Here is a 21,189-nt window from a genome sequence, read left to right as displayed (position 1 = left end):
ACTTCCCCTTGACACAATTAGTGCAGGAGCGGCGTCCGCAAGTCGAGGGTCAAGGGAAACTCAATTGTGCGTTCCTCCGGCGGCGTCTCGATCTTGCCCGGGGTATGGCCGTGCTCCTGGAAGCGCGCCAGCCGCCGCGCCTCGGCCTCGTAGGAATTGACCGGCTTGGTCTCGTAGTTGCGGCCGCCGGGATGGGCGACATGATAGACGCAGCCGCCGAGCGAGCGGCCGTTCCAGGTGTCGATCAGGTCAAACGTCAGCGGCGCATGCACGGGAATGGTCGGATGCAGGCCGGAGGCCGGCTGCCAGGCCTTGAAACGAACACCGGCGACCGCCTCGCCGGCACGGCCGGTCTCGGTCATCGGCATCCGTCTGCCGTTGCAGGTGATGACATGGCGCCCCTCGACGAATCCGGTCGCCTTCACCTGCAGACGCTCGACCGACGAATCGACGTAGCGCACGGTGCCGCCCGAGGTGCCCTCCTCGCCCAGCACATGCCAGGGTTCGAGCGCCTGCCGCAGTTCGAGACCGACGCCACCATGATGAACGCGGCCGAAGGCGGGGAAACGGAATTCAAGTTGCGCCTGGTACCATTCCGGCTCGACGTCGTAGCCGGATTGCTTGAGCTCGGCGAGGACGCCGAGAAAATCCTCCCAGAGGAAATGCGGCAGCATGAAGCGGTCATGCAGCGCGGTGCCCCAGCGCACGAACCGGCCCTGCTGCGGCTCACGCCACAGCTTTGCGATCAGCGCGCGGATCAACAGTTGCTGCGCCAGCGACATCCGCGGGTCGGGCGGCATTTCGAGCGCGCGGAATTCGACGAGGCCGAGCCGGCCGGTCGGGCCGTCGGGCGAATAGAGCTTGTCGATGCAGATCTCGGCGCGATGGGTGTTGCCGGTGATGTCGACCAGGATATGCCGGAACAAGCGGTCGACCAGCCACAGCGGCGCGTCCATGCCCGGCGGCGGCACGTGCGACAGCGCGATCTCCAGCTCATAGAGGCCGTCATGCCGCGCCTCGTCGATGCGCGGCGCCTGGCTGGTCGGGCCGATGAACATGCCGGAAAACAGATAGGACAGCGACGGATGACGCTGCCAGTACAGCACGAGGCTTTTCAACAGATCGGGCCGGCGCAGGAACGGAGAATCCTCCGGCCTGCTGCCGCCGACCACGATGTGGTTGCCGCCGCCGGTGCCGGTGTGGCGGCCGTCGATCAGGAAACGGTTGGCCCCTAACCGCGTCTTGGCGGAGTCCTCATAGAGGCCGAGCGTGATGTCGACGGCCTCGCGCCAGCTTTGCGCCGGCTGCACGTTGATCTCGATCACGCCGGGATCCGGCGTCACCTTGATCACCTCGATGCGCGGATCGAAAGGCGGCGGGTAACCTTCGACATGGACTTGCAGCTGCAGCTCCTCGGCGGCGGCTTCGATCGCTGCGATCAGGTCGAGATAATCCTCGACCTTCTCGACCGGCGGCATGAAAGCGCACAGCACGCCGTCGCGAACCTCGATCGACATCGCGGTGCGCACCGGCAGCGGCTCGGGAATCTCCTTCAAGGCTTGCTGCAGCTCGTCGGAAAGCACGTCGCGCGGCGCCATCGGATCGCGTTCGACGACGTAGGGATAATCGTCCGGCGGCACATATTCGAGCGAGGCGATCGGAAGCCGCAAGCCCAGCGGCGAGTCGCCGGGTGACAGGAACAGATGGCTGCGCCGGATCTTCCAGCGCTCGCTGCGCCAGCGTGCCGGCACGCGATCGCCGAGCGGGCTCCAGCGCTGGATCGGCAGCACGTAACCTTTCGGCGTGGTCAGCCCCTCGTCGAACACCCGCGCCATCCGGGCGCGCTCTTCCGGATCGGTCAGCTTGGAATTCGCCGGGCTGACATTGGCCGGCAGGCCGGCCTCACGCTGCAGCCAGAAGGCGGGGTCTTCATAAGCCGGCATGGCATAGTCGGCGCCGAGACCAAGCTTGGTTGCTGTTACTTCGACGAAACGCTGGGCCTCCGCGATCTCGGCCCTGCGCGAATTCTCGATGCCGGCGATCAACTCGGCATTCTTCCAGATCGGCTTGCCGTCCTTGCGCCAGTACAGACCGAACGCCCAGCGCGGCAGGCTCTCGCCGGGATACCATTTGCCCTGGCCGTAATGCAGCAGGCCGCCCGGCGCGAACCGCGTGCGCAGCTTGCGGATCAATTCGTCGGCGAGCGCGCGCTTGGTCGGACCGACCGCGGCAACATTCCACTCCGGCGATTCCAGATCGTCGACCGAAACGAAGGTCGGCTCGCCGCCCATGGTCAGGCGCACATCGTCTTTCCTCAGATCGGCATCGACCTGCTCGCCGAGCCGGTCGAGCCGCGCCCAGGATTCATCGGAGAATGGTTTGGTGATGCGCGGCGCCTCGCCGATGCGCTTGACGCTCATCTCGAAGCCGAATTCGACATTGGCGACACCCGCGGTGCCGGTCACCGGCGCGGCCGAGCGATAGTGTGGCGTGGCACAGACCGGGATGTGGCCCTCGCCCGTCAGCATGCCGGAGGTGACGTCGAGACCGATCCAGCCCGCGCCCGGCAGATAGACCTCGGCCCAGGCGTGCAGGTCGGTGAAATCGCTCTCGACCTCGCGCGGCCCCTCGAGCGGATCGATGTCCGGTCGCAGCTGAATGAGATAGCCGGAGACGAAACGCGCGGCGAGCCCGAGGTGGCGCAGCGTCTGGATCAAGAGCCACGCCGAGTCGCGGCAGGAGCCGGAGCCCGCGGCCAGCGTCTCCTCCGGCGTCTGGATGCCGGCCTCCATGCGGATGACGTAGCTGATCTTTTTCTGTAGCTGCGCGTTCAGCTCGACCAGGAAGTTGACGGTGCTGTCGGCCTGGCGCGGAATCTCCTTCAGGTAAGCCGCGAGCAGTGGCTCGGGCTCATCGGTCTCGAGATAGGACGCGAGCTCGGTCTTGAGATCGCCGGGATATTCGAACGGAAAGCTGTTGGCATAGGGCTCGACGAAGAAGTCGAACGGATTGACCACCGTCATGTCAGCGGTGAAATCGACCTCGACCTTGAGCTCGGTGGTCTTCTCGGGAAAGACGTAGCGCGCCAGCCAGTTGCCCTGCGGGTCCTGTTGCCAGTTCACGAAGTGATTGGCGGGCGAGACCTTGAGCGAATAGCTCGTGATCGGCGTGCGCGTATGCGGCGCGGGCCGAAGCCGAATGGTCTGAGGCCCGAGATCGATCGGCCGGTCGTATTTGTAGTGCGTGACGTGATGCAGTGCGACGGATATCGACACGGACCGAGGGCTCCAGCAGCTTTTTTGAGCAGAACACTGGTTCCGGTCGACATCAAGCACTAACAACGGGCACGGCGTGCCCAAGGTAAGGGCGTGATCAGTAGCCCGGATGGAGCGAAAGCGAAATCCGGGGTCTTCATCCGCAGGAAGAGTCCCGGATTGCGCGGAGCCTGTCATCGGGCGCGCAATCGCGCGACCCGTTGGCTTCATCCGGACTACGCGATTGCTAGCGGCCGATCGCGCCGGATACCTGCGACGCGAGTTGCTCGGCGAGCATGTGATAGCCGTCGGGGGTCAAATGCACACCATCGGGCTGATGGGGGAGTCCACCCAGCATCCCGTTAGGGAGCATGATCACCGCGATGCCGCGGGTGCTGAGGCGACTTTGAATATCCGCTGTCCGGTCAGGGCTGCCCTTGCGTCGATCATTGCCGCCCGGCTGGAGAATCACCGCGCGGGTCCCGTTCGGGACGGCCCGGTCGAGGCGTTGCAGCATCCCTTCCGTGGTGTCGCCGTTGATGCCGGCATTCACGACACGGACGTTCAATCCCTTCGTCCGCAAGATCGCTTCGAGCTGCGCGGGATAGGCCTGGTTGCGCGCCACGCCCTTGCCGTAGGTATTGCTCGCGCCAAGAGCGACTATGGTTGCGGCGTCAGCCGAACCGACGCCGAGACTCAAAGCGGCGAGAAATGCGATGCATCCAACAATTCCCCACCGACGCGCGCGCATGCTTCCTTCCACCCGTCCTTAGCCTGGATGGAGCGCAGCGTAGTCCGGGAAGCTTCATTCGCCAACGTACTTCCTTGTCGTCCCTGCGAAAGCACTAGTGCATGCACACATCTTTTCGAGCCGAAAAACCGACTCTTGATCAATGACTTGGTTGGGTCCCGACGACGCAATTCCGCAAGTAGGTTTCAGCAAAAATGCGTTGTTTCTCTGCGGTCTTGGACCAAGTCGTTGAAAAGATTCCAGAAGATGTGTGCATGCACTAGTGCTTTCGCAGGGACGACGGCGGAGTGAAAGGCTAGATCGTGGCTCTAAATTACATCGTCGCGCCCAGCACCCACGGCGCGAATTCGGCGCCGCCGAAGTCAAAGCTCTCGCTCTTGGTCGGCTGGCCCGAGGCGGTCTTGAGGATGAGGTCGAAGATGCGCTGGCCGCATTCCTGCACGCTCTCCTCGCCGTCGAGGATAGTGCCGCAATTGACGTCCATGTCGTCTTCCATCCGCTTGTACATCGGCGTGTTGGTCGCGAGCTTGATCGACGGCGCCGGCTTGCAGCCGAACACGCTGCCGCGGCCGGTGGTGAAGCAGACGAGGTTGGCGCCGCCGGCGACCTGCCCGGTCGCGGCGACCGGGTCGTAGCCCGGCGTGTCCATGAACACAAAGCCCTTCTTGGTGACGGGCTCGGCGTAGTTGAGGACGTCGACGAGGTTGGTGCTGCCGGCCTTGGCCATCGCGCCCAGCGACTTCTCAAGGATTGTGGTGAGCCCGCCGGCCTTGTTGCCGGGGCTCGGATTGGCGTTCATTTCAGCGCCCTCACGCTGGGTGTACTCCTCCCACCAGCGCATCAGGCCGACCAGCTTCTCGCCGACCTCGCGGCTGACGGCGCGGCGAGTCAGAAGATGCTCCGCGCCATAGGTCTCGGGCGTCTCCGAGAGGATCACGGTGCCGCCGTGACGGACCAGCAAATCGCTCGCCGCGCCGAGCGCCGGATTGGCGGATACGCCGGAGTAACCATCCGAGCCACCGCATTGCAGCGCCACGGTGAGTTCGCTCGCCGGCACCGCCTCGCGCTTGACCTTGTTGGCATCGGCGAGCGCCTCCTTCACGAAGGCAACGCCGGCTTCCACCGTCTTGCGGGTGCCGCCGACCTCCTGGATGTCCATCGCGCGCAGCCGGCCCGCAAGCTTCTGCTCCTGCATCAGGCCGCCGATCTGGTTCACCTCGCAGCCGAGGCCGAGCACAATGACGTTGGAGAAATTGACGTGCCGCGCATAGCCGCCGAGCGTGCGGCGGAGCAGCGCCAAGGGCTCGTCCTGGGTCATGCCGCAGCCGGTCTTGTGGGTCAGCGCGACGACGCCGTCGACATTCGGGTAATCGGCGAGCGGATTGTCGCCGGTGAACGGATTCTTCTTGAACATGTCGGCCACGATGCCGGCGACATGGGCGCTGCAATTCACCGAGGTGAGGATGCCGATATAGTTGCGGGTCGCGACGCGGCCGTCGGCGCGGCGGATGCCTTCGAAGGTCGCCGGCAGATCGAAGTTCGGCACCGGCTTGACGTCGACGCCATAGGCATAATCCTTGGCGAAATCGCCCATGCCGCAGTTCTGCGTATGCACGTGCTGGCCGGGCGCAATCGCCTGGGTCGCAAAGCCGATGATCTGGCCGTAGCGCCGGATCGGCTCGCCTTGCGCGATCGGCTTGGTCGCGACCTTATGGCCAGCCGGAATGCGATCGACCGTCGTGACGCCATCGGCGACCTCCAGCCCTGGCGGCAGGCTCGCGCGCGCGATCAGGACGCTGTCGTCGGCGTGCAGGCGGATCACTTGTGCCGAGGCCATCGGAGTTCTCCTTTGGAGTTAGTCACCTCTCCCCGTCCTTTACGGGGAGAGGTCGAATTCTCGCACAGCGAGAACTCGGGTGAGGGGCGACGCACATTGCCAATTACAAAGACGGTGCTCGCCGGATAGAGGCCCCTCACCCCAACCCTCTCCCCGCATCCGCCTTCGCCCGAAGGCGGGCTTCGGCGGACAAGAAAGCGGGGCGAGGGAGCAGAGCTAACATCGCGGACAGAACTTACGCCTTGCCGCCGGACTTCTCGCGGGTCGCGTTGACCTGCATCTTGGCGTAGACCTGCATCAGGCCGACCTCGTTCGACAGCGTCACGAGCTTGAAGCCCATGTTGATCGCGCGCACCGCACCTTCGGCGCCCGAGCAGTGGATGCCCGGATTGAGGCCGCGCTTGCCGCATTCCTTGATGATCTTCTCGTAGATCTTGAGGATCTCCGGCTCGTCGCGATCGAGCTTCGGCACCAGGCCGTAGGAGAAGCCGAGATCGGACGGGCCGATATAGACGCCGTCGATGCCTTCGACATCGAGGATCGCTTCCATGTTCTCGACCGCGGTCTTGGTCTCCATCATCGGCAGCAGCACGATCTCGTCGTTGGCGGTCTGCTGATAGGTGCCGGCCGAGCCGTACATGCCGGCGCGGATCGGGCCGTTGGAGCGCACGCCCTTCGGTGGATACTTGGCGTAGGAGACGAGGTTCTTGGCTTCCTGCGGTGTGTTGACCATCGGGCAGATCACGCCATAGGCGCCGCCGTCCAGCACCTTGCCGATGATGCCGGGCTCATTCCAGGGCACGCGGACCATCGGCGTCACCGGATGGGCGTGCATCGACTGAAAGCACTGCACCATCGACTGATAATCTTGCACACCGTGCTGCATGTCGACGGTGACGCTGTCGAAGCCGCATTGCGCGATCACTTCGGCGGAGAATCCCGAGGGGATCGCGAGCCACGCGTTCACCACCGCCTTGCCCGATGCCCAGACTTGCTTGACCTTGTTTGCCATTGATCGCGTTTCCCTTTGCGGTTTATTGGGGGACGAGCGTTCAGCTGGTCGCCCGCTGGATAGAAACTTCGCTGACGCCGACTTCGCGCGCGGTATTCACTATCGCCGCCCAGGTGTCGTCAGGCAAGGGGATGCCATTCCTGGTGCGATCGGCGCGGGTTTTCCGCTCGGGATCGCCCGGAACCAGCACGGAATCTGTCCCCGCGATCGGCTTGGTGGCGCGGATGAAATCGGTGTAGCGGGTGATTTCGTCGTCGAAGAAATTGCTGGTGTCGATCACCTTGGGGTCGATGTAGAACGCCATCATGCCGTTGGCGAAGCGCCGGTCCGACGACGTCGCACCGGTGCCGGTCAGCGCGCCGCCCAGCAGTTCGCAGATGAAGGCGAGACCCGAGCCCTTGTGATCGCCGAAGGCGCGGATCGCGCCAGTTCCCTTGGTGTGGTCGCGCGGTCCGTCCGGCGTGTATGGCCCATACAGCACGTGCGGATCCTCGCTCAGCGTGCCGTCGGCATCGACGAGCGCGCCGATCGGCAGCTTCTTGCCGCCGCGGCTTGCCACCAAGCACTTGCCCTCAGCGACAACCGAGGTCGCAAAATCGAGCACGATCGGATCCTGGCCCTGACGCGGAATGCCGACGCAATACGGCGCCGTGGACAGGCGCTTCTCGACGCCACCGTAAGGTGCAACCAGCAGCGAGCCGGCCGCGGTCACGAAATGAATTGAAACAAGACCTTCGGCGGCGGCCATCTCGGCCCAGTCGCCGACGCGGCCGAGATGACCGGAGTTGCGCAGCGCGACCGCGGCGAGCCCCGCCTTCTTGCACTTCTCGATGCCGAGTCTGACCGCAACCGGCGTGACGGTCTGGCCATAGCCGAACTTGCCGTCGACCACCGCGAGCGACGGCGTGTCGACCACCACCTCGGGAGTCTGGTTCGGCACGATCGAGCCCATCTTCTTCCACCTGACATAAACGGGCACGCGAATCACGCCGTGGCTGTCATGCCCGGTGAGGTTCGCTGTCGTCAGGTAGGTCGCGATGCGCTTCGCCTCTTCCGGAGAGGACTCCGAATGGGAAAACACCTCGGAGACGAAGTTGATGAGGTTATCGACCTTGATGGTGACCATGAAAAACCAGCTCGCTCAGCAAAGCACGGGACGTTGTCAGGCGTGGGTCTTGGCGTGGCCGCCGAGATAAGCCGCGGCGATGGCCTCATTGCCCCACAATTCGTCGGGCTTGCCGCCCAGCACGATCCGCCCGGTTTCGAGGACGAAGCCGTGATCGGCGACTGAGAGTCCCATGCGCGCATTTTGCTCGACGAGCAAGACCGTGGTGTCCTTCCTGATCTGCGAAATGATGCGGAACACCGCCTGCACGATGACAGGCGCCAGCCCGAGCGACGGTTCGTCGAGCAGCAGCAGCCGCGGCTTGGCCATCAGGCCGCGCGCCACCGCGACCATCTGCAGCTGGCCGCCGGACAGCGTCCAGCCGAGCGCGTTGGAAAAGGCGCGGATGTCCGGGAACAGGTCGAACATCGCGTCGGCCTCGCGCGAGATCTGCGACGCCGGCACCTTCCGGTTCGACGCGCCGAGCATGATGTTCTCTTTCACGGTGAGGCCCGGAAACACGCGGCGGCCTTCCGGCACGTGCGAGATGCCGAGCCGGACGATCGCTTCCGGCCCGAGGCCCGCGATCGAGTGGCCGTCGAACATAATGTCGCCGGAGGCGGGCTTGGCGAGGCCTGAGATCGCGCGCAGCGTGGTCGACTTGCCGGCGCCGTTGGCGCCTAGCAGCGTGACCACCTGGCCCTGCTCCACGGCGATGGTGACGCCGCGCAGCGCCTCGATCTCGCCGTAGCGGACCACGAGATTACGGATTTCGAGCAGCGGCATCATTCGCTCCCGAGATAGGCGGAGACGACGTCGGGATGGCGCAGCACCGCCATCGACTCGCCGTCCGCGATGCGGCGTCCGAAGTTCAGCACGGTGATGTGCTGGGCGGCTTCCGACACCAGCGTCATGTCGTGATCGATAATCAGGATGGTAAGGCCCTGGGCTGCGATGCGCTTGAGCAGCTCATGCAGCTCCAGCTTCTCGGTCGAGTTGAGACCAGCTGCCGGCTCGTCGAGCAGCAGCAGCGTCGGGTTCGACGCTAGCGCCCGCGCGATCTCGATCAGGCGCTGGTGGCCGTAGGAGAAGCTCGAGATCAATTCGTTGGCGCGGTTACCGAGCCCGACGAAGGTCAGCGCCTCCATCGCGCGCTCGGTCAGCGCGTCCTCGCCCTTCCCGATCATGGTGTTGCCGGGCCGTTCGGCGCCGATCTCGACATTCTCCAGCGCGGTCATCGAACGGAACAGGCGGATGTTCTGGAAGGTGCGTCCGAGGCCGGCCGCCGTGCGCTGATGCGGCGCCATATTGGTGATGTCGGTGCCGTCGAGCACGATCCTGCCCACGGTCGCCTTGTAGAGACCGGACAGCACGTTCAGCGTCGTGGTCTTGCCGGAGCCGTTGGGCCCGATCAGCGCATGCACGCTGCCGCGCTTCACTGCGATATCGACGCCGTCGACCGCCTTGAGGCCTCCGAAATGCTTGGAGAGCCCGGTCACTTCGAGCACGATGTCGCCGCCTGACGTCGCCGGCTTGAGCTGCAAGGCCGCCGCGGCCGGCGGCGCCTTGGTGTGCGCGCGCCAGCGCGTGAATGCGTCCGACACAAAACCCCAGATACCGTCGGGCATGAAGCGGATGATCAGGATCACGAACAGGCCGTAGATCGCCAGATAAAGTCCCGGCACGCTCTTCAGGAAGCGCAGCCATTCCGGGATCAGGATCAAGAGGCCCGTGCCAATCACCGAGCCGACCGGCGAGGCCACGCCGCCGAGCAGCGACATGGTCAGGAACACGATCGATTCTGCGAACGAGAACTGGTCCGGGCTAACATAGGCGAAGCCGCCGGCGAACAGGCCGCCGGCCAGACCGCCGAGCAAGGCGCAGAGGCCGAACGCGTAGATCTTGGTGCGGAATACGTCGATGCCGTTTACGCCTGCCGCAAGCTCGTTGTCGCGCACCGCGCGCATGGCGCGGCCAAGCTTGGTGTCCGGTAGATGCCAGACCAGGTAACCGACGATCGCGAGCATCGCGACGCAGAAGGCCAGATAGCTCTGCGAGGACTGGAACAGCTCCGGCCGGCGAATGTTGGCGACGCCGTCCGGCCCGTGGGTCACGCCGATGGCGTTGATCATCACCAGCGTCACGATCTGCTGGAACGAGATCGTCACCATCGCGAGGTAGTGTCCGCCTAGCCGCAGCGTCGACATGCCGAGGAACGCGCCGGCGATCAGCGTGATCGCGCAGGCGCCAACCAGGCAGAGCCAGAAGTTCAGGTGCAGGTCCGCGGTGCCGAGCCCGACCACATAGGCGCCGAAGCCGAAGAACGCGGCCTGCGCCAGGTTGATCTGGCCGCACAGGCCGAGCACGACCGACAGCCCGAACACCGCGATCGAGAAGGTCGTGGCCTGCAGCAGGATGTTGAGGATGTAACCGTCGAACCGCATGCCGGCGGCGAGCGCCACCAGCACCGCGGCGCCGATGAAATACGGCAGATGACGGATGATCAGCGGCTTCGAGCGCACGGCCGGCGCGGGGATCATGTTGTCGGTGGCGCTCATGCTTTCTCCGCGACGCGTTCGCCGAAGATGCCCTGCGGCCGGAACACCAGGAAAGCGATCAGCACCAGGAAGGCAAAGCCGTCCTTGTACGGCACTGAAATATAGGCGGCGCCGAACGTCTCGATGACGCCGAGCGCGAGGCCACCGACGATGGCGCCGGCAACGTCACCGAAGCCGCCGATGATGGTCGCGGCAAACGCCTTCAGCGCAATCGTCGAGCCCATCTGGATCGAGACGAACAGCACCGGCGCCACCAGGATGCCGGCGAGACCGCCGAGCACGGCCGAATAGATGAAGGTGATCATAATCATGGTGGAAACGGAAATGCCGAGCAGCGAGGCCATTTCCTTATCCTGCGAGGTCGCCTGCAACTTCTTGCCGAGCAGCGTCTTCTCGAAGAACCAAAAATTGAACAGCACCAGGAGGATCGTGACGCCGATGATCAGAAGATACTGGCTGTCGAGATAGACCGGGCCGAGCTGAATGCCGGGCGTATCGAACCAGCCCTGCAGCACCTGCGGCTGCGGGCCGTAGATCGCAAGCACCGAGTTCGACAGCAGGATCGAGGCGCCGATGGTGGCGATGATTACGGGCAGATAGGTGCGATTGCGCAGCGGATAATAGACGCCGAGATTGAAGATGACGCCGAACAACGCCATGCCGGCGAGCGCGATCAGGAACGACAGCCAGTAAGGCCAGCCGAGATCGACCGAGAACACCACCATCAGATAGGCGGCGACCATCGAGAACTCGCCTTGCGCGAAGTTCACCACGTTGGTGGCACGGAAGATCAGCACGAAACCGAGCGCGACCAGCGCGTAGACCGCGCCGATGCCGATGCCGGTAAAGAGCAGTTGGAGGACGAGATCCATGACGAGCGCTCGATCTGAGAATTGTGTCGCGGGCGAACGGCCTCTCCGAGGTGGCCCGGAGAGGCCGAACCGCTATCAATCGTTGAAGTCGATATGCTTGTCGTAGACGATCTTGCCCTTGTCGTTCTTCACGACATTGTAGCCGTGCAGACCGTCGCCGTTCTTGTCGAAATTGTATTCACCCTCGGCCCCGGCGAATTTCTGCGTCGCGAGGATAGCGTCGCGGATCTTGTTCGGGTCGGTCGAGCCGGCCTTGTTGATCGCCGCCGACAGGATGGTGATCGCATCGTACGGCCAGGCGCTCTGGTTGTCGGGCGCGGTCTTGTAGGCATCGCGATAGGCCTTGCCGAACGCCTTCGCCGCATCGCTTGAATCCTCGGCGAAGTCGGCGACGCCGTAGGTGTTGAACAGCGCGGGGCCGGCGAGCTTGGTCGAGGAGACCGCCACCACCGAGGGCGAGCCGACCCAGGGGACGTTGACGCCGAGCTGGCGCAGCTGCCGGGCAAAGATGCCGAGATCGTTCTCGAAGGTGAAGTAGGTGCCGAGCACGTCAGCGCCGGACTGCTTCACGGCCAGTACGACCGGGGTGAAGTCCTGACTCTGATTGGCATAGCCCTGGTCGAGCACCGGCGGCGCGCCGAGCTTGGTCAGCGCTTCCGAGAGCGCCTTGCCGCCCGCGGTGCCGAAGGCGTCGGTCGAATGCACGATCGCCCATTTCTTCTTGCCGAGCGTATTGACGCCGAAGTCGGCGATCACGCGGCCGGAATAATTGTCGTTCGGACGGAAGCGGAACAGCCAGGGATTGCCGGAATGGGTGAGGTCGGGATTGGTGCCGCCGATCATCACCGGCTTGCCGACCTTGATCACGTCGGGCGCCATCGCCTGCACCTGGGTCGAGCGGATCGAGCCGAGGAAGGCGACGATGTCGGATTGCGCGGCGAGCTTGGAGAATGCCAGCACGATGCCCGGATTGGTGGTCTGATCGTCCTCGATGACGAGTTCGACCTGCTTGCCGAGCACGCCGCCGGCCTTGTTGACCGCGGCCAGCGCCAGCTTGGCGCCGTTCTGGGCCCACAGCCCCTGCTCCGCCGCGGGTCCGGTCACCGGCACGCACATGCCGATCTTGATCGTCGCACCCTGCGCCCAAGCGCTGCGCATCAGCGCGGGTGCAGCGAGACCTGCCGCCAAGCTGGCGGAAAACTCACGTCTCGTCAGTTTCATTCCATCCTCCCTGTGATGCGCCGAACTTGCTGTCGGCTGCGTTGAGACGAGCTGACGCGTCGATCTGTTGGCCCGTCCGCAGCCATCAAACGGCGCGACGAGCAAACGTGAGCACCGCTGCAGCGCACAAGCCGTGCAACGGCGACCATCAATCTGGCGTTTGACCCAGCTAAACATGATTGCACATTGCACGCAATAGTCAAAAGTTCGCTGGCAGAGGTGCGTAAATGCCTGCTACGAGCGACCATGACGCAATCACGTGTGGCCAGCGGGCAGCCATTCCATGTCGATTCCACGAGCGAAATCGCAAACCCGGCGAAAACAGCCGGCCTACGCGCTGATCAAGAGCGCATTGGCAAAGCACATCCGCGCCGGTGACGTGCCACCTGGCACGGTTCTTTCCGAATCGGCGATCGCGACCTTGTTCGGCTCCAGCCGCTCTCCGGTGCGGCAGGCTTTCGAACAGCTCGAGCATATCGGCCTGGTACGCCGGTTCGACGGTCGCGGCGTCATCGCCGGCAAGCGCAAGGTCGACCCTCGGCGCGTCCCGATCACACCGGAAATGTTTGGGCTGACTGACGGCCCCGTCGACGCCGTGCGCAGCGACGCCTGGGATACGCTCTACTACAAGCTCGAACGTGAGATCATCTACCGGTCGCTGTTCGGACGCTTCCGCGTCAGTGAGCTCGCATTGGCACGGCATTTCCGGGTCGGGCGCACGGTGGCGCGCAACCTGCTGCTGCGCGCGCAGGCGATCGGCATCCTCGAGAAGGGCGCCAAGGCGCACTGGTACGTGGTGCCGTTGGACGAGGACCGCCTCCGCGACATCTTCGAGGTGCGCGCAACGCTCGAGCCACTGCTTCTCAAATCCGCGACGGCGACAATTCCTGCCGCCCTGCTCGACCGGATGGCGGAGCGGCTGCGCGAGGGGATCCAGCACCGCGACCGCGTCGGCGTCGGCGAACTCGATGAGATCGAAGGCGACCTCCATATCCGCTGCCTGGGTTACGGCGCCAATCGCGAGATGATCGAAGCGCTCAAGCGCACTCACTGCGCGTTCGTGATCGGCAAGCACATCCAGGTCGCCCTGACCGCGCCGCAGATCGATTCCTTCATGGACGAGCATCTGGTGATCATCGAGGCCTTGCGCACGCGTGACGGCGACGCGGCGGCAGCCATCTTGCGCCGCCATATCGAATGGTCCCACTCGAAGGTCGCGGGCTGGATTGCCGAATTCCGCGCCATCAACGTGATTTCGCGCGTGCCCTACATGGCCTGAGCGCGAATGCCGCGCATGATCGCAGCTAGTCGTCAGCCTCGACCTCGGCGTCATCGGACGAGCCCATTCCGGCCAGGCTCGCTTCGAGCGCGCCCAGCATCTCCTGCAATTCGGCAAGCTTGCGCGCCCCGAAGCGCCGGGTGATCTCGGCATAGATCGTCTCCGACGTCGGCGCCACCGCCTCGATCAGCTTCAACCCCTTGGCGGAGATCGAAACCACCGCGCGCCGCGCGTCGTTCTCCGCTGCCTTGCGCTCGATCAACGCGCGGCCCTCGAGATCGCGAAGGATTCGCGACAGGCTCGGGCCGAGCAGAAACGCCATGCGGGCGAGTTCGGTGACCTCGATCTCGTCGACCGCGGTGAGCGCGCGCAGGATCCGCCATTGCTGCTCGGTCAGCCCGTGATTGCGCAGCGACGGACGGAATTGCCGCATCACCGCCTCGCGGGCGCGAAGCAGCGACATCGGCAGCGAGCGCGAGAACTCGCGCATCGGGGTCCGTCGCGCCGCCACGTCCTCGCCCTGCCCCGGCCGAATGTCGTTCGAATTTTTGCGCGCCATTACCTAATCCTGCGCAACGAAATTTTGCGTTGCAACATGCCTTGATTCAGTTTGCGGGAATTCACTTAACATGTTAATCATCTCCCGACATCCACTTTTGTGTAGCACGCATGGCCCTCTCCAAGGACGATATCCGCGCTGCCGCCGAACGGCTCGACGGCGCGGAAAAGACCCGCAAGCAAATCCGCCAGCTCTCACTGGAATACCCCCGCATCACCCTCGAAGACGCCTACGCGATTCAGAAGGCCTGGGTCGAGATGAAGGTGGCGCAGGGCCGCGTCGTCAAGGGCCACAAGATCGGCCTGACCTCGAAGGCGATGCAGAGCGCGCTCAATATCGACGAGCCCGATTCCGGAATCCTGCTCGACGACATGTTCTTCGCCGATGGCGGCCTGGTCCCGACCGACCGCTTCATCGCCACCCGCGTCGAGGCCGAGCTTGCCTTCGTGATGAAGCATCGCCTGACCGGGCCGAACTGCACACTGTTCGATGTGCTGAACGCGACCGATTTCGTGGTACCGGCGCTGGAGATCCTGGATACCAGGGTCGAGCGCGTCGATCCCGAGACCAAGGCGACCCGCAAGATCTACGACACCATCGCGGACAACGCCGCCAATGCCGGCATCGTGCTCGGCGGCCGGCCGATCCGCCCGCTGGACGCCGACCTGCGCTGGATCGGCGCGCTGTGCTTCCGAAATGGCCAGCTCGAGGAAACCGGTCTGGCCGCCGGCGTGTTGAATCATCCGGCGACCGCGGTGGCGTGGCTTGCCAACAAGATCGCGCCGAACGGGCTGGCGCTGGAAGCCGGCCAGGTCGTGCTGGCGGGCTCATTCATCCGTCCGATCGAGACCCGCAAAGGCGACACCATCCAGGCCGACTACGGACCGTACGGTTCCGTAAGCTGCTACTTCGCCTGACGCCTTCAGCAGGAGCGCTGCATGCCGCATTTCACGCTTGAATACTCCGCCAATCTCGACGATCTGGTCGACATGAGCGCGACGGTCGAACTGGTCCGCAAGGCCGCGGTCGAGACTGGCATCTTCCCGCTCGGCGGCATCCGCGTCCGCGCCGTCAGATGCGAGCACTATGCGATCGCCGACGGCCGCAAGAATTACGGCTTCCTCGACATGGTGTTGCGGCTCGGCGAAGGCCGCGATCTCGCCACCCGCAAGAAGGCCGGCGAGCACATCTTCAAGGCGCTAACGGCTCATCTCGATCCGGTCTTCGCCAACAGCAAATTCGCGTTGTCGTTCGACATGCAGATCAACGACAAGGAAACCAGCTGGAAGCGCAACAACATCCACGACGCACTGAAGGTGGAGACGGTCAATGGATAAAGCGACAGCGAAATCGTCAGCCGACGTGTTCCAGGCCAACCGTGATCGCGCCGGCCCGCTGCTTGTAAGCTTGAAAGCCGAAGGCATCGGTCATGTGATCGACAGCAAGATCGTGCCGGCGGCCTCCGGCCAGACCTTCGAGACGAGATCGCCGATTGACGGCACGGTGCTGGCGACGGTCGCACGCGGCAATGCCGAGGATATCGACCGTGCCGCAACCGCGGCGTCCAAGGCCTTCAAGGCCTGGCGCGACATGCCGGCGGCGCAGCGGCGCAAACTGCTGCATCGCGTCGCCGATGCGATCGAGGCACGCGCCGACGACATCGCCGTGCTCGAATGCATCGACACCGGCCAGGCGCACCGCTTCATGGCCAAGGCGGCGATCCGCGCCGCGGAGAATTTCCGCTTCTTCGCCGACAAATGCGCGGAGGCCCGCGACGGCCTCAACACACCCTCGGACGAGCACTGGAACATCTCGACCCGCGTGCCGATCGGCCCGGTCGGCGTGATCACGCCGTGGAACACGCCGTTCATGCTCTCGACCTGGAAGATCGCACCGGCGCTCGCGGCCGGCTGCACCGTGGTGCACAAGCCGGCGGAATGGTCGCCCGTCACCGCCGATCTGCTGGTCAAACTCGCAAAACAGGCCGGCATCCCCGACGGCGTGCTCAACACCGTGCATGGATTTGGCGAAGAGGCCGGCAAGGCGCTGACCGAGCACCCCGCCATCAAGGCGATCGGCTTCGTCGGCGAGAGCGCGACTGGCTCAGCGATCATGGCGCAGGGCGCGCCGACCTTGAAGCGCGTGCATTTCGAGCTCGGCGGCAAGAATCCGGTGATCGTATTCGACGACGCCGATCTCGACCGCGCGCTCGATGCCGTCGTGTTCATGATCTACTCGCTCAATGGCGAGCGCTGCACGTCGTCGAGCCGGCTGCTGGTTCAGGAGAGCATCGCCGGCAAGTTCATCGAGAAGCTGACCGCGCGCGTAAAGGCGCTCAAGGTTGGCCACCCCCTCGATCCCGCCACCGAGATCGGGCCGCTGATCCATGAGCGGCATCTCGCCAAGGTGTGCAGCTATTTCGACGTCGCCAAGAACGACGGCGCCACGATCGCGGTCGGCGGCAAGCCGCATGACGGTCCCGGCGGCGGCCACTATGTGCAGCCGACGCTGGTGACCGGCGCGAACGCAAAAATGCGCGTCGCGCAGGAGGAGGTATTCGGCCCGTTCCTGACCGTGATCCCGTTCAAGGACGAAGCTGACGCCACCGAGATCGCCAATGGCGTGCAATACGGCCTGACCGGCTATGTCTGGACCGGCGACATGGGCCGCGCGCTACGCGTGGCGGATGCGCTGGAATCCGGCATGATCTGGCTCAATTCGGAGAACGTCCGCCATCTGCCGACCCCGTTCGGCGGCATGAAGTCGTCAGGCATCGGCCGCGACGGCGGCGACTACTCGTTCGACTTCTACATGGAAACCAAGCACGTCTCGCTCGCGCGCGGGACGCACAAGATTCAGAAACTGGGAATTTAGCCAGCCGTCGTTCCGGGGCGATGCGCAGCATCGAACCCGGAACCTCGAGATTCCGGGTTCTCGCTTCGCGAGCCCCGGAATGACGATAGAATTGAGGGGAAACACCGATGCCCATTCCGACGCACGTTTTCGATCCGCCGTTCAACATCATCCGCTGTAGCCATGCCGTGCTCGACGTCACGGACCTCGACAAGAGCGCCGCCTTCTACGAGAAGACCGTCGGCCTCCACATCGAGGACCGCGACGACAAGTCGGTGTATCTGCGCGCCAGCGAGGAGCACCAGCATCACTCGGTGGTGCTGCGCAAGGCAGCGAAGGCGGCCTGCAACCGGCTTGGCTTCAAGGTCGGCAACGACGGCGACCTCGACAAGGCGGCCGCCTTCTTCTCCGAGAACGGCATCGCCTACGCCTTCGTCGACCAGCAGTTCCAGGGCCGCACGCTGCAATTCACCGATCCGTTCGGCTTCCAGATCGAGCTCTACGCCACGATGGAGAAGCGCCCGCACCTGCTGCGCCGCTACGATCTCTACAAGGGCTGCCATCCGCAGCGGCTCGACCATTTCAACGTGTTCGCCGCCGAGGTGCAGGACACAGTCGATTTCTACGCCCGGCTCGGCTTCCGCCTCACCGAATATGCCGAGGAGGACGGCGACAACGGCCGCATCGCAGCCGCCTGGATGCACCGCAAGGGCAACGTCCACGACTTCGCGATCACCAACGGCCGCGGCCCGCGCCTGCACCACATCGCCTATTGGGTACCGACCGCGATGAACATCGTGCATCTCTGCGACGTGATGGCCTCCTCCGGCTACCTCAAGAACATCGAGCGCGGCCCTGGCCGGCACGGCATCTCCAACGCCTTCTTCCTGTACATCCGCGATCCCGACGGCCACCGCATCGAGCTCTACACCAGCGATTATTTCACCGGCGATCACGACCATGAGCCGCTGCGCTGGTCGCTGCGCGATCCGCGCCGCCAGACGCTGTGGGGCGCGCCGGCGCCGAGATCCTGGTTCGAGGAAGGCTCGACCTTCGCCGGCCAAGCGGTGCGCGAGCCGCGCTTCGTCGCCGACGTGCTGGTCGCGGACTAGTGCGCGCCTTCCTCCTCACGTCGTCCCTGCTTTCGCACTAGTGCATGCACACATCTTTTCGAGCCGAAAAACCGACTCTTGATCAATGACTTGGTTGGGTCCCGACGACGCAATTCCGCAAGTAGGTTTCAGCAAAAATGCGTTGTTTCTCTGCGGTCTTGGACCAAGTCGTTGAAAAGATTCCAGAAGATGTGTGCATGCACTAGTGCTTTCGCAGGGACGACACCAATTATGGGACTACTAATGCCCTCTCCTCGCCTCGCCACCTATTCCTTCAACGGCGCCACCAGCTATGGCGTCGTCACCGACACCGGCATCGTCGACCTCTCGTCGCGCTTCGCCAAGGACTATCCGACGCTGCGCGAGGCGATCGCCGCCGGCGCGCTGAGCAGGCTCGTGGAGGATGCTGCCAGGCGCGCGCCCGACCATGCGCTCGACGCAGTCGACTGGCAACCGCCGATCCCGGCGCCGGAAAAGATCATCTGCATCGGCGTCAACTACCCGGACCGCAATGCCGAATACAAGGACGGCTCGGACGCGCCAAAGTATCCAAGCATGTTCCTGCGGGTGCCGCGTTCCTTCGTCGGCCACAACACGCCGGTGGTGCGGCCGCGCATCTCGCCGCAGCTCGACTATGAGGGCGAACTGGTGCTGGTGATCGGCAAGGCCGGCCGGCACATTGCGGAGAGCGCCGCGCTCGATCACATCGCCGCGATCACGCTCTGCAACGAAGGCACCATCCGCGACTGGGTGCGCCACGCCAAGTTCAACGTCACCCAGGGCAAGAACTTCGATTCCACCGGCAGCCTCGGCCCGTGGATCGTGCCCTACACCGGTGAAGCGCAGATCGCCGACATCCGTCTGACCACGCGGGTGAACGGCGAGACCCGCCAGGACGACCGCACCTCGCGCTTGATCTTCGGCTTCCGCTACCTCATCAACTACATCTCGATCTTCACGACGCTGGTTCCCGGCGACATCATCGTCACGGGCACCCCGACCGGCGCAGGCGCGCGGTTCGATCCGCCGCGCTATCTGAAGCCCGGCGATGTCGTCGAGGTCGAGGCCGAAGGCGTCGGCATCCTGCGCAACAACGTCGTCGACGAAGCCACCTAACCTCGCAAGCAAAGTGGACAGTGCCATGACCTCAACATCCGGCGGCGAAGCGATCGTCAACGGCCTCGTCGCCCACGGCGTCGACACCGTGTTCGGCCTGCCCGGCGCGCAGATCTATGGCCTGTTCGATGCCTTCCACCAGGCCCAGCTCAAGGTGATCGGCGCCCGGCATGAGCAGGCCTGCGGCTACATGGCGTTCGGCTATGCGCGCTCCAGCGGCAAGCCCGGCGTGTTCAGCGTGGTGCCCGGCCCCGGCGCGTACTCAACGCCTCGGCGGCGCTGCTCACCGCATTCGGCTGCAACGAGCCGGTGCTGTGCCTGACCGGTCAGGTGCCGACGCAGTTCCTCGGCAAGGGCCGCGGCCATCTGCACGAGATGCCGGACCAACTCGCGACGCTGCGCACCTTCGTGAAATGGGCCGACCGGATCGAATACCCCGACAACGCGCCCGCGCTGGTGTCGCGCGCGTTCCAGGAGATGCTGTCGGGCCGGCGTGGCCCGGCCTCACTGGAGATGCCGTGGGACGTGTTCACACAGCGCACCCAGGTCGCGCCCGTCAAGCCGTTCGATCCGTTGCCGGCGCCGCAGCCCGATGCGGACCGCATCAAGGCGGCCGCCGACCTGATCGCCGGCAGCAAGGCGCCGATGATCTTCGTCGGCAGCGGCGCCATCGAGGCGCGCGAGGAGATCCTCGAATTGGCCGAGATGATCGACGCGCCTGTCGTCGCCTTCCGCAGCGGCCGCGGCATCGTCTCCAACGCGCATGAACTCGGGCTCACCATGGCTTCGGCCTACAAGCTCTGGCCGAAGACCGATCTGATGATCGGCATCGGCACACGCCTCGAGCTGCCGACGATGTCGCGCTGGCCCTACCAGCCCGCCGGACTGAAATGCGTGCGCATCGACATCGATCCGGTCGAGCTACGGCGCTGGCCGGCCGATGCCGGCGTGATCGCGGACGCCAAGGCCGGCACCGCCGATCTCGTCGCCGCCGTGCGCAAGGTGGGCTACCGCAGGACTTCTGGCCGCCGCGCCGCGATCCGCGAGGCAACGGCCGCGACCGAGCAGGAGATCCAGCGCATCCAGCCACAGATGGCCTATCTGAAGATCCTGCGCGAGGTGCTGCCGGCGAGCGCCATCGTCACCGACGAGCTGTCTCAGGTCGGCTTCGCCTCCTGGTACGGCTTTCCGATCTACGAGCCGCGGACCTTCGTCACCTCGGGCTATCAGGGCACGCTCGGCTCGGGTTTCCCGACCGCGCTTGGCGCCAAGGTCGCCAATCCGGACAAGCCGGTGGTCGCGATCACCGGCGACGGCGGCTTCATGTTCGGCGTGCAGGAGCTTGCCACCGCCGTGCAGTTCAAGATCGGCGTGGTGACGCTGGTGTTCAACAACAACGCCTATGGCAATGTCCGCCGCGACCAGCGCGAACGCTTCGACGGCCGCGTCGTCGCCTCCGACCTGGTAAATCCGGATTTCGTGAAGCTTGCAGAATCCTTCGGTGTCGGCGCCGCGCGGGTCACCTCGCCGGATCACTTCCGCCCCGTGCTGGAGAAGGCGCTGGCCGACGGCGGGCCTTACGTGATCTCGGTGGAAGTGCCGACGGATTCGGAAGTCTCGCCCTGGGCGTTCATCCATCCGGCGCGGAATAACTAAGCCA

At 64.7% G+C, this 21,189-nt stretch carries 16 protein-coding genes and 1 pseudogene; 7 read left to right on the top strand and 10 right to left on the bottom strand.

Annotated elements, in window-relative coordinates:
- Nucleotides 1-17: 17 nt before the first annotated feature.
- From J6525_RS02030 to J6525_RS01990, 9 genes are all read right to left on the bottom strand, one after another.
- A complete protein-coding gene (locus tag J6525_RS02030; protein ID WP_225641672.1) occupies nucleotides 18-3,275 on the bottom strand; it encodes a transglutaminase family protein in 3,258 nt (1,085 codons plus the stop codon).
- Between the two features lie 226 nt (nucleotides 3,276-3,501).
- Nucleotides 3,502-4,005 carry a GDSL-type esterase/lipase family protein gene (locus J6525_RS02025; protein WP_225641670.1) on the bottom strand — a complete coding sequence of 168 codons (504 nt, stop codon included), beginning with the start codon at nucleotides 4,003-4,005 and terminating at the stop codon, nucleotides 3,502-3,504.
- Between the two features lie 313 nt (nucleotides 4,006-4,318).
- Nucleotides 4,319-5,842 carry a D-arabinonate dehydratase gene (locus J6525_RS02020; protein WP_225641668.1) on the bottom strand — a complete coding sequence of 508 codons (1,524 nt, stop codon included), beginning with the start codon at nucleotides 5,840-5,842 and terminating at the stop codon, nucleotides 4,319-4,321.
- 235 nt (nucleotides 5,843-6,077) lie between these two features.
- Complete coding sequence (locus J6525_RS02015; protein WP_018270573.1) at nucleotides 6,078-6,854, bottom strand: HpcH/HpaI aldolase family protein; 777 nt, start codon at nucleotides 6,852-6,854, stop codon at nucleotides 6,078-6,080.
- Nucleotides 6,855-6,894: 40 nt separating this feature from the next.
- Entirely contained in the window at nucleotides 6,895-7,980 is a 1,086-nt protein-coding gene (locus J6525_RS02010; RefSeq protein WP_225641666.1) for a malate/lactate/ureidoglycolate dehydrogenase, read from the bottom strand.
- 36 nt (nucleotides 7,981-8,016) lie between these two features.
- Complete coding sequence (locus J6525_RS02005; RefSeq protein ID WP_057015754.1) at nucleotides 8,017-8,745, bottom strand: ABC transporter ATP-binding protein; 729 nt, start codon at nucleotides 8,743-8,745, stop codon at nucleotides 8,017-8,019.
- Nucleotides 8,745-10,517 (bottom strand): branched-chain amino acid ABC transporter ATP-binding protein/permease, encoded by a 1,773-nt coding sequence (locus J6525_RS02000; protein ID WP_225641656.1) that lies wholly within the window; start codon nucleotides 10,515-10,517, stop codon nucleotides 8,745-8,747. Before J6525_RS02000 ends, J6525_RS02005 begins: the two co-directional genes overlap by 1 nt.
- Nucleotides 10,514-11,389, bottom strand: coding sequence for a branched-chain amino acid ABC transporter permease (locus J6525_RS01995; RefSeq protein WP_016841141.1), 876 nt, complete (start codon nucleotides 11,387-11,389; stop codon nucleotides 10,514-10,516). Before J6525_RS01995 ends, J6525_RS02000 begins: the two co-directional genes overlap by 4 nt.
- A 75-nt stretch (nucleotides 11,390-11,464) precedes the next feature.
- Complete coding sequence (locus J6525_RS01990) at nucleotides 11,465-12,610, bottom strand: ABC transporter substrate-binding protein (RefSeq protein ID WP_225641654.1); 1,146 nt, start codon at nucleotides 12,608-12,610, stop codon at nucleotides 11,465-11,467.
- Between the two features lie 283 nt (nucleotides 12,611-12,893).
- Here J6525_RS01990 and J6525_RS01985 point away from each other — a divergent pair, with 283 nt between their 5' ends.
- Entirely contained in the window at nucleotides 12,894-13,889 is a 996-nt protein-coding gene (locus J6525_RS01985) for a GntR family transcriptional regulator (protein WP_092083321.1), read from the top strand.
- A 25-nt stretch (nucleotides 13,890-13,914) separates the two neighbouring features.
- Here J6525_RS01985 and hpaR read toward each other — a convergent pair whose 3' ends face one another.
- Entirely contained in the window at nucleotides 13,915-14,448 is a 534-nt protein-coding gene (hpaR, locus tag J6525_RS01980) for a homoprotocatechuate degradation operon regulator HpaR (protein ID WP_225641652.1), read from the bottom strand.
- Between the two features lie 110 nt (nucleotides 14,449-14,558).
- Between hpaR and hpaH the strand changes: the two genes are divergently transcribed.
- The 6 genes and pseudogenes from hpaH (at nucleotide 14,559) to J6525_RS01950 (ending at nucleotide 21,185) form a co-directional block, all read left to right on the top strand.
- Nucleotides 14,559-15,365: a 2-oxo-hept-4-ene-1,7-dioate hydratase gene (gene hpaH, locus J6525_RS01975; protein WP_225641650.1), complete on the top strand. Its 807-nt coding sequence runs from the start codon at nucleotides 14,559-14,561 to the stop codon at nucleotides 15,363-15,365.
- Nucleotides 15,366-15,386: 21 nt separating this feature from the next.
- Nucleotides 15,387-15,785, top strand: a complete 399-nt coding sequence (locus J6525_RS01970; protein ID WP_225641648.1) for a 5-carboxymethyl-2-hydroxymuconate Delta-isomerase — start codon at nucleotides 15,387-15,389, stop codon at nucleotides 15,783-15,785.
- Nucleotides 15,778-17,322, top strand: a complete 1,545-nt coding sequence (gene hpaE / locus J6525_RS01965) for a 5-carboxymethyl-2-hydroxymuconate semialdehyde dehydrogenase (RefSeq protein ID WP_225641646.1) — start codon at nucleotides 15,778-15,780, stop codon at nucleotides 17,320-17,322. Before J6525_RS01970 ends, hpaE begins: the two co-directional genes overlap by 8 nt.
- Nucleotides 17,323-17,429: 107 nt before the next feature.
- Nucleotides 17,430-18,413: a 3,4-dihydroxyphenylacetate 2,3-dioxygenase gene (hpaD, locus tag J6525_RS01960; RefSeq protein WP_225641644.1), complete on the top strand. Its 984-nt coding sequence runs from the start codon at nucleotides 17,430-17,432 to the stop codon at nucleotides 18,411-18,413.
- A 243-nt stretch (nucleotides 18,414-18,656) separates the two neighbouring features.
- Entirely contained in the window at nucleotides 18,657-19,529 is an 873-nt protein-coding gene (locus J6525_RS01955) for a fumarylacetoacetate hydrolase family protein (protein ID WP_225641642.1), read from the top strand.
- A 25-nt stretch (nucleotides 19,530-19,554) separates the two neighbouring features.
- A pseudogene (locus J6525_RS01950) lies at nucleotides 19,555-21,185 on the top strand (thiamine pyrophosphate-dependent enzyme).
- The last annotated feature ends 4 nt before the right edge of the window (nucleotides 21,186-21,189 follow it).

It is taken from the genome of Bradyrhizobium australafricanum (assembly GCF_020329495.1).
In the GTDB taxonomy this organism is placed as follows: domain Bacteria; phylum Pseudomonadota; class Alphaproteobacteria; order Rhizobiales; family Xanthobacteraceae; genus Bradyrhizobium; species Bradyrhizobium australafricanum.
Note: the sequence above shows the minus strand (reverse complement) of the source record. Positions and strands in the feature narration are given on the sequence as shown.

Coding starts and splice junctions, on each gene's coding strand:
- J6525_RS02025 (WP_225641670.1), bottom strand. CDS start 4,005: ATGCGCGCGCGTCGGTGGGGAATTGTTGGATGCATCGCATTTCTCGCC.
- J6525_RS02020 (WP_225641668.1), bottom strand. CDS start 5,842: ATGGCCTCGGCACAAGTGATCCGCCTGCACGCCGACGACAGCGTCCTG.
- J6525_RS02015 (WP_018270573.1), bottom strand. CDS start 6,854: ATGGCAAACAAGGTCAAGCAAGTCTGGGCATCGGGCAAGGCGGTGGTG.
- J6525_RS02010 (WP_225641666.1), bottom strand. CDS start 7,980: ATGGTCACCATCAAGGTCGATAACCTCATCAACTTCGTCTCCGAGGTG.
- J6525_RS02005 (WP_057015754.1), bottom strand. CDS start 8,745: ATGCCGCTGCTCGAAATCCGTAATCTCGTGGTCCGCTACGGCGAGATC.
- J6525_RS02000 (WP_225641656.1), bottom strand. CDS start 10,517: ATGAGCGCCACCGACAACATGATCCCCGCGCCGGCCGTGCGCTCGAAG.
- J6525_RS01995 (WP_016841141.1), bottom strand. CDS start 11,389: ATGGATCTCGTCCTCCAACTGCTCTTTACCGGCATCGGCATCGGCGCG.
- J6525_RS01990 (WP_225641654.1), bottom strand. CDS start 12,610: ATGAAACTGACGAGACGTGAGTTTTCCGCCAGCTTGGCGGCAGGTCTC.
- J6525_RS01985 (WP_092083321.1), top strand. CDS start 12,894: ATGTCGATTCCACGAGCGAAATCGCAAACCCGGCGAAAACAGCCGGCC.
- hpaR (WP_225641652.1), bottom strand. CDS start 14,448: ATGGCGCGCAAAAATTCGAACGACATTCGGCCGGGGCAGGGCGAGGAC.
- hpaH (WP_225641650.1), top strand. CDS start 14,559: ATGGCCCTCTCCAAGGACGATATCCGCGCTGCCGCCGAACGGCTCGAC.
- J6525_RS01970 (WP_225641648.1), top strand. CDS start 15,387: ATGCCGCATTTCACGCTTGAATACTCCGCCAATCTCGACGATCTGGTC.
- hpaE (WP_225641646.1), top strand. CDS start 15,778: ATGGATAAAGCGACAGCGAAATCGTCAGCCGACGTGTTCCAGGCCAAC.
- hpaD (WP_225641644.1), top strand. CDS start 17,430: ATGCCCATTCCGACGCACGTTTTCGATCCGCCGTTCAACATCATCCGC.
- J6525_RS01955 (WP_225641642.1), top strand. CDS start 18,657: ATGCCCTCTCCTCGCCTCGCCACCTATTCCTTCAACGGCGCCACCAGC.